This is a genomic window from Cupriavidus sp. 05N39, assembly GCF_056397325.1.
In genome coordinates this window covers 1-367 of sequence record NZ_JBFTNE010000405.1, presented here as the reverse complement: position 1 = coordinate 367, position 367 = coordinate 1, and the positions used below count along the sequence as shown (strand labels likewise).

Below are 367 nucleotides of genomic sequence, written 5' to 3'. Positions count from 1 at the left end.
GCATCGTCGCCGAGATCACCAACACGCCCTGGAAGGAACGCCACGCCTACGTGCTGCCGGTGGCCGCGGCCGATGCCAACGGCCGCGCGCTGGCGTGGGAGTTCGACAAGCAGTTCCACGTCTCCCCGTTCATGCCGATGGACTGCCGCTACCGCTGGCGCTTCACCGCGCCCGGGCAGGACCTGCACGTGCACATGCAGGTCTGGCGCGGCGGCGAGCGCCAGTTCGACGCCGACCTGATGCTGCAACGCCATCCCATCACCGCGCGCGGGCTGGCCGGCGTGCTGCTGCGCTTTCCGCTGATGACCCTGCAGGTGGTAGCCGCCATCCATTGGCAGGCACTGCGCCTGTGGCTCAAGCGCAACCC

At 69.5% G+C, this 367-nt stretch carries 1 protein-coding gene; it reads left to right on the top strand.

The window, feature by feature from the left end:
- The coding region (locus AC1DN0_RS41920; protein WP_477146733.1) for a DUF1365 domain-containing protein at window positions 1-367 on the top strand (367 nt) is incomplete at both ends.